The organism is Bradyrhizobium pachyrhizi, assembly GCF_001189245.1.
Lineage (GTDB): Bacteria > Pseudomonadota > Alphaproteobacteria > Rhizobiales > Xanthobacteraceae > Bradyrhizobium > Bradyrhizobium pachyrhizi.
The window spans coordinates 431,756-439,147 of the sequence record NZ_LFIQ01000039.1; the positions used below are offsets into that span (position 1 = coordinate 431,756).

Sequence of the window (7,392 nt, forward strand, 5' to 3'; positions counted from 1 at the left end):
TTGCGATCCGCGGCCGGAGGTGCGCGGACCGCCAATCTATCGCGATGTTGCAGGTTGGGCAAAGCCGCGTTTGCACGCCTTAGGCGCGGATCATCCTTTAGTATCCCGCGGCCTCCGAGCCGCGCGTGCGGGGATCCGGCGCGCCGAGCAGACCGTTGGTCGTGACGAGGATCGAGTTCGCGGAGGAGTAGCCGAGCGGCTCGACCAGTCTGTGGCCCTTGGCGCGCAGATCGCCCAGCACCGCGTCGGGAAAACCGCGCTCGATCCGGACCTCGTCGGGCAGCCATTGATGGTGCATGCGGGGCGCGGCGACCGCGGCCGCGATGTCCATCCTGTAGTCGATCACGTCGACGATGATCTGCGTCACGGCGGAGATGATGCGGCTGCCGCCGGGCGAACCCGTCACCAGCACCGGCCTGCCGTCCTTCAGCACGATGGTCGGAGACATCGACGACAGCGGTCGCTTGCCGGGTCCCGGCAGATTGGCCTCGAAGCCGACCAGGCCGAAAGCGTTGGAGGCGCCGGGCGCAGCGGTGAAATCGTCGAGCTCGTTGTTGAGCAGCACGCCGGTGCCGTCGGCGACGAGGCCGACGCCGTAGGGAAAGTTCAGCGTGTAGGTGTTGCTGACGGCGTTGCCGCCGGCATCGACGACCGAATAATGCGTGGTGTTGTCGCCCTCGTGCGGTTGCTTGGCGTTGCGCACATCGGTCCAGGGCGTGGCGCGGGCAGGATCGATGGTCGCGCGCTGTTTGGCGGCATAGTCCTTGTCGATCAGCAATTGCGTCGGCGCGTCGACGAAGGCGGGATCGCCGAGATAGCGCGCGCGGTCTGCATAAGCCCGCTTCATCGCCTCGATCATCACATGCAGCGAGGCGGCCGAGCCCTGCTTCATGTCGGACATCGAAAAGCCTTCGAGGATGTTGAGGATCTCCAGCAGCACGACGCCGCCGGAGGACGGCTGTGGCATCGAGACGATGTCGTAGCCGCGATAGCTGCCGCGGATCGGCGTGCGGATCACCGGCTGGTAGGATTTCAGATCCTCGAGCGTGAAGATGCCGCCGGCGTTCTTGATGCCGCCGACGAGCTTCTCGGCGACCGCACCCTCGTAGAAACCGCGCGGGCCTTGTTCGGCTATCGCGGTCAGTACGCCGGCGAGATCGCCCTGGATCAGCCGGTCGCCCTCGCGCAGCGGCGTGCCGTCGGCGTGCGAGAACGTCCTGGCCGAATTCGGCCAGCGCGACATGCGGCGATACATGTCGTTCAGCGTGTCCGATGTGTCGTCGGTGACGATGAAGCCGTCGCGCGCGAGGTCGATCGCCGGCTTGAGGATCTGCGCCAGCGTAAACTTGCCGGAGCCGTATTTCTCCAGCGCCAGCGAAAGGCCCGCGACCGTGCCGGGCACGCCGATCGCGAGCGCGGAGTTACGCGACTTGTCGGGATCGGGCTTGCCGTCGGCGTTCAGGAACATGTCGCGGCTGGCGGCCTGCGGTGCGGTCTCGCGATAGTCGATCGCGACATCCTCATTGCGGGCGGCGAGATGGATCACCATGAAACCGCCGCCGCCGATATTGCCGGCGCGCGGATAGGTCACCGCCATCGCAAAGCCGGTGGCGACAGCGGCGTCGACCGCATTGCCGCCCTGTCGCAGGATGTCGGCGCCAACTTGCGCAGCCAGCTTCTCCTGCGCCACCACCATGCCGTTTTCGGCGCGAATGCTGCGAATCGTGTCTGCGGCTGAAGGTTCATAGAAGCGGCGCTGGACCTGGCCGAGGGCAGGCGTCGCGATACCAATCACCAGGAGAGCGGCAAACAGCCGTCGCGACATCGTTGCCGTCAGCGCCATCGAAATGTCCTGCCCTGTTCATCGCCGTATCAGTCCAACCGGCCCATGCTATATGGGAGCGGATTGGAGCGGCAAAAGCCTGCCTGTGGTTCGAGTTGGGGAATATCTTTCGCGATGACGGCAACAATGCAGACGGGCGCCGGTGACGCGAAGGCCACCACCAAGGTCTATCCTGGCCGCGCCGCCGTCATCAGCTGGATCTTCTTCGACTGGGCTGCGCAGCCTTATTTCACGCTGATCACGACCTTCGTGTTCGCGCCTTATTTCGCGAGCTTCGTCGCGCCTGATGCCGCGAGCGGCCAGGCGCTGTGGGGTTTTGCCACCGCAGCCGCCGGACTTGCGATCGCGCTGCTGTCGCCGGTGTTAGGTGCAATCGCCGATGCCAGCGGCCGGCGCAAGCCGTGGATCGCGGGCTTCGGTGCGCTGCTCGTGATCGGCGCCAGCGCAATGTGGATCGGTAAGCCCGGCAATCCCGACATCATCCCGGCGCTGCTGCTCGCCTATGCGATCGCAAGCGTCGGCGTCGAGTTCGCGACCGTGTTCAACAATGCGATGATGCCGACCCTGGTGCCGCCCGACCGGATCGGGCGGCTCTCGGGCACCGGCTGGGCCACCGGCTATGTCGGCGGCATCCTCAGTCTCGTGTTGGTGCTCGGCTTCCTCGCCGCCAATGCCGAGACCGGCAAGACGTTGTTCGGCTTCACGCCGCTGTTCGGTCTCGATCCCGCCATGCATGAAGGCGACCGCATCACCGGGCCGCTGACCGGGCTGTGGTTCATCATCTTCGTGACGCCGATGTTCCTGTTCACGCCGGACTATCCGGCGAAGCGCCCAATGCGCGCGGCGCTCCGCGAAGGCCTGCGCGAGCTCAGGGAATCGTTGTCGAGCCTGCCGAAGCAGAAGTCGCTGGCGCGGTTCCTGCTCGCGAACATGATCTACACCGACGGGCTGGTCTCGCTGTTTGCGTTCGGCGGCATCTATGCCGCCGGCACGTTCGGCTGGGACACGATCCGGATCGGCACCTTCGGCATCATCCTCGCAGTGGCCGGCACGTTCGGCGGCTGGATCGGCGGCAAGCTCGATGATGCATTCGGACCGAAGCGCGTGATCACGGCCAGCCTGTTGATTCTGCTGTTTGCGATCGTCGTGATCCTCACCGTGAACAAGGATTCCATCCTGTTCATACCGGTCGCGCCGCCGGTGCCTGGCGATGCGTTGTTCGCGGGCGCCGCCGAGCGCGCCTACATCGTGCTGGGCTGCCTGATCGGCGCCACCGGCGCGCCGCTGCAGGCCGCCTCGCGCTCACTCCTGATCCGCCTCGCACCGAAGGACCGCATCGCGCAGTATTTTGGCTTGTTCGCGCTCACCGGCAAGGTGACGTCGTTCATCGGCCCGCTCCTGATCGGCGCGATCACCGCGGCGACCGCGAGCCAGAAGGCCGGCATGGCGGTGCTGGTGGCGTTCTTCGTGGCAGGACTGGCGCTATTGGCGAAGGTGCGCGGATAACTCATCGCCGTCGTCCCGGCGAAGGCCGGGACCCATACCGCGTGATCTATCAAAGGCGCGCTGGGGCTGGTTGTTGCTCACTAACCAAAGCCGGTGGTTATGGGTCCCGGCTTTCGCCGGGACGACCGTGCTGAGAGTTTAATGCCTGAAGTGCCGCACGCCGGTGAATACCATGGCGATGCCGTGCTCGTCGGCGGCCTTGATCACCTCGTCGTCGCGCATCGAGCCGCCGGGCTGGATCACCGCGGTGGCGCCGGCCTCGACGCAGGCCAACATGCCGTCGGCGAACGGGAAGAAGGCGTCGGAGGCGACCACCGAACCCTTGGTCAGGGGCTCGGCGAGCTTCAACTCGGCCGCCGCATCCAGCGCCTTGCGCGCGGCGATCCGCGCGGAATCGACCCGGCTCATCTGGCCGGCGCCGATGCCGACGGTGGCGAGATCCTTGGCGTAGATGATGGTGTTCGACTTCACGTGCTTGGCGACGCGGAAGGCGAATTTGAGATCGCGCAGCTCGGCGTCGGTCGGTGCGCGCTTGGTCGCGACCTTCAGGTTCATGTCCTCGACCACGGCATTGTCGCGGCTCTGCACCAGCAGGCCGCCGGCGACGGTCTTGGCGGTGAGGCCGACCGCGCGCGCGTTCGGCAGGCCGCCGGCGAGCAGCAGGCGCAGATTGCGCCGGCCGGCGATGATCGAGATCGCTTCCTCGGTCGCATCGGGCGCGATGATCACTTCGGTGAAGATGCCGATGATGGCGCGGGCCGCGTCCGCATCGAGCGTGCGGTTGACCGCGATGATGCCGCCATAGGCCGAGGTGGAGTCGCAGGCCAGCGCGCGGGCATAGGCGGTGGCGAGATCGGGGCCCTCGGCAACGCCGCAGGGATTGGCGTGCTTGACGATCACGCAGGCCGCGGTGCGCTGCGGATCGAACTCGCCGACGCATTCATAGGCCGCGTCGGTGTCGTTGATGTTGTTGTAGGACAGTTCCTTGCCTTGCAGCTGGCGTGCGGTCGCGACGCCCGGCCGCTTCTCCGGCGTGGCATAGAACGCCGCGGTCTGGTGCGGGTTCTCGCCATAGCGCAGCGACTGGATCAGCTTGCCGCCGAAGGCGCGGAAATCAGGCGCCTTGGTGTCGAGCTGCACGGCAAACCAGTTCGAGATCGCGGCGTCATAGGCCGCCGTGCGCGCATAGGCCTTGGCGGCGAGCCGCCGACGCAACTGAAGCGAGGTCGCGCCCTTGTGCGCGGCGAGCTCGTCGAGCACAGCCTGATAATCGTTCGCCTCGACCACCACGGCGACGTCGTCATGGTTCTTGGCCGCGGCGCGGATCATCGCGGGGCCGCCGATGTCGATGTTCTCGATGCACTCCTCGAAGCCGGCGCCTTTGTCGACGGTGGCCTCGAACGGATAGAGGTTGACGACCAGAAGATCGATCGGCGCGATGCCGTGCGAGGCCATTGCTGCGGCATGCTCCTTGTTGTCGCGGATCGCGAGCAGGCCGCCATGCACCTTCGGATGCAGCGTCTTGACCCGGCCATCCATCATCTCCGGAAAACCGGTGAGCTCGGAGACGTCCTTGACCTTCAGCCCGGCCGCCGCGATCGCCTTGGCGGTGCCGCCGGTTGACACCAGCTCGACGCCATGGTCGGCCAGCGCCTTGGCGAAATCGATCAGTCCGGTCTTGTCGGAAACGGACAACAGAGCGCGGGTCACGCGGCGAAGCTGCTCGGTCATATCGGAAAATCCCTGGCTGTTAAGGCAGCCGGGTAGCATGGTTTGGCAGGGTTCGGAACCGTGAAGGGCCGGTTTGGCCACAAATTTACAGCGGCAGTTCCGGCTCGCGGCGGGCGTTGCGGCGCGCGTTGGTGGCGGAGGCCGAGGTCGAGGAGCGCACGAAGCTCCAGCGGATGGTGCCGGCCTGCCTCGCGTCCTGCCGGATCACGATCTGGGAGGTCCGGCGCGGGCCGTCATTGCCGGCCAGGAACACGCTGTCCTCGAGATCGACCTTGTCGTCCATCGCCTCGAAGGTCCAGACGTCGCGGTTGGGCAGCACCAGCATCACGCCGCGGGCATCCGACAACCGGCTCGCCTTCACCGAGGGATGCAAATGGAAGCGCAGCGCGAAATCGGCCTCGCTGCCCTTGATGCGGCCGCCCGGCGCCGGCGACAACGAATCTTCGCCCTCGAGCCGCGTGCCGTCCTGCGAGACCATCAGCACGCGGCGGTGGATCACGCCGAAGCGCGAGAGATAGCCGTCATGCGAGGCGGTCAGCACGTCGCCGTCGGGAACGGCTTCGCGGTAGCTCTCGACATTGCTCGGGCCGCTGGTGATGGGCGCGCCGCGGAGCAGCCGCTTCATCGCCGACAGCTCGACGAACTGGCATGACGACGTATCGCGATAGGTCAGCGTCGAATGCGCCGCGGTGGAGCGCGCGAACGGCCGCCAATTGTCGCGGCCGGTGCTCGGCATGCCGCAATTGACGACAATGCGGCTCACCCCGGAAGAGAGCTCGAACGACAGGCAGCCGGCATGCGCGTCCTGGCTGACGCTTGCCGGCGGCGGCGGGCCGGTATCGATGATCAAGGCGGTGTTGCCGGCATCGAGCCGCTGAAAGCCGGTATGCGGCATGCTCGCCATCGGCACGCCGCGGGTGTCGTCATAGGCGAGCAGCGTCGCGACGAGATCGGACGGCGCGGTGCTCATGCCGTTGAACAGCGCGAAGCTGCCGTCGCCGTGACGGAAGAAGCGCAGCATCGGCATCATGCGGTCGATGGCGTTGAGCAGCGCCGGCGGCGGCGCGATGTTGCGCGCGGCAAAAGTTTGCCGCAACGGCAAGAGATCGCTGAGCAGCTCGACCAGCGCGCCGGGATTGCGCGAGATGTGGCCGCCATCGGGCAGGATCTGGCGCTGCAATTCGTCGGACAGCCTGCGCGTCGCCGATTTGATGTTGCCCGCCTGGTTGGCGAGACAGAGCGAGGCGTAGCACAGCGCGATCAAGACCTGCAGGCGCGGAACGCCGTCATTGTCGAGCGTCGCGTGGCGCAGATAGCGGATCTCGCGCGCCAGCCCGCGCAGATATTTGCGGTAGAATTTTCCGTCGGTGTCGCCGAGCACCAGGGGTGCCTGCGACAGCAGCGAGATCACCCGCCGCGCGCGCACATCGGCGCGGCGCTCCAGCGGCCGCTTGCGGGCCTGGTTGGAGATCCAGTCGTCGACCAGCGAGCGGGCGTTGGCGCGGGTCAGCGCGGTGTCGGCGGCGCGCAGGTGGCGCAACCAGCCGAAGCCGAGCAGGGCGGCTTCCCAATCCTCCGACGGCGGTTCGAGATCGAAGATCGAGCGGCCGTGGCAGGTGACGATCTTGCCGGCGAAGACGAATCGTCCGGCATAGATCTCGGCCGCGCGGGTGGCGTCGGCGGTCCGCAGATCGTGCGGGGCGATGACCAGCCGGTCGGTGCGGCCGGGCCAGAGCCGCGACAGTGCAACCGTGCTCCCGCTGGCGCGTGCGAGCATGCTGCGGGCAAAGCGGCCAGCAATCAGCGTCGAGATGCGTCTGCTTTGAGCGACCGACACGCCTAACCTTGCGGGGAGGGAATTTTCAACGAATCCTTATTTAATCCGGAAACGCGGCCAAGACACCTGCCAAGACACCTGCCAAGAAACTTGCCAAGAAACCTGCCCAGACACCCTCTTGATACCGCACGAATCACTTCGAGCTTAGAGGACTGAAGTTTAAAATCAGGATTTAACCAGCCGGGCCGCGTAAAATCCATCCAGCCCGCCGAGCCGCGGGTCGGCATTGGGCAAATGGCTCGGCAAAGTGCGCAGATCGCCGTCGGCGGTGATGATGTCGTCGAGGCCGGTGACCTCGCTCTTCTCGACCGGCGCACGGCGCAGGTCTGATTCGCTCGCCAGCAGCGCGGCGATCGCGTGCTCGCCTTCCTCCGGCTCCAGCGAGCAGGTGCAGTAGACCAGCGTGCCGCCAGGCTTCAGCAGATTAGCGGCTTTTTGCAACAGCCGCTTCTGCAGCGCCGACAGCGCGGCGATG

Annotated in this window: 4 protein-coding genes and 1 pseudogene; 1 reads left to right on the forward strand and 4 read right to left on the reverse strand. The window is 66.4% G+C overall.

Going from position 1 to position 7,392, the window contains the following annotated elements; translation table 11 throughout:
* Window positions 1–97: 97 nt before the first annotated feature.
* Complete coding sequence (gene ggt, locus AKL29_RS06825; RefSeq protein WP_050383545.1) at window positions 98–1,843, reverse strand: gamma-glutamyltransferase; 1,746 nt, start codon at window positions 1,841–1,843, stop codon at window positions 98–100.
* Between the two features lie 126 nt (window positions 1,844–1,969).
* On the opposite strand from ggt, the gene AKL29_RS06830 reads away from it, so the two are divergent.
* On the forward strand, window positions 1,970–3,349 hold the full coding sequence (locus AKL29_RS06830) for an MFS transporter (protein ID WP_050383546.1): 1,380 nt from the start codon (window positions 1,970–1,972) through the stop codon (window positions 3,347–3,349).
* A 138-nt stretch (window positions 3,350–3,487) separates the two neighbouring features.
* On the opposite strand, the gene purH is transcribed toward AKL29_RS06830, so the two are convergent.
* From purH to AKL29_RS44475, 3 genes and pseudogenes are all read right to left on the reverse strand, one after another.
* Window positions 3,488–5,080: a bifunctional phosphoribosylaminoimidazolecarboxamide formyltransferase/IMP cyclohydrolase gene (gene purH / locus AKL29_RS06835; protein ID WP_050383547.1), complete on the reverse strand. Its 1,593-nt coding sequence runs from the start codon at window positions 5,078–5,080 to the stop codon at window positions 3,488–3,490.
* An 85-nt stretch (window positions 5,081–5,165) separates the two neighbouring features.
* Window positions 5,166–6,917, reverse strand: a complete 1,752-nt coding sequence (locus tag AKL29_RS06840) for a heparinase II/III family protein (protein ID WP_082190489.1) — start codon at window positions 6,915–6,917, stop codon at window positions 5,166–5,168.
* Window positions 6,918–7,082: 165 nt separating this feature from the next.
* Window positions 7,083–7,392 (reverse strand): annotated as a pseudogene (locus AKL29_RS44475) (MFS transporter); the annotation flags it as partial.

Excerpts from the sequence above, each read along its gene's own strand:
- ggt (WP_050383545.1), bottom strand. The coding sequence starts at position 1,843 with ATGGCGCTGACGGCAACGATGTCGCGACGGCTGTTTGCCGCTCTCCTG.
- AKL29_RS06830 (WP_050383546.1), top strand. The coding sequence starts at position 1,970 with ATGCAGACGGGCGCCGGTGACGCGAAGGCCACCACCAAGGTCTATCCT.
- purH (WP_050383547.1), bottom strand. The coding sequence starts at position 5,080 with ATGACCGAGCAGCTTCGCCGCGTGACCCGCGCTCTGTTGTCCGTTTCC.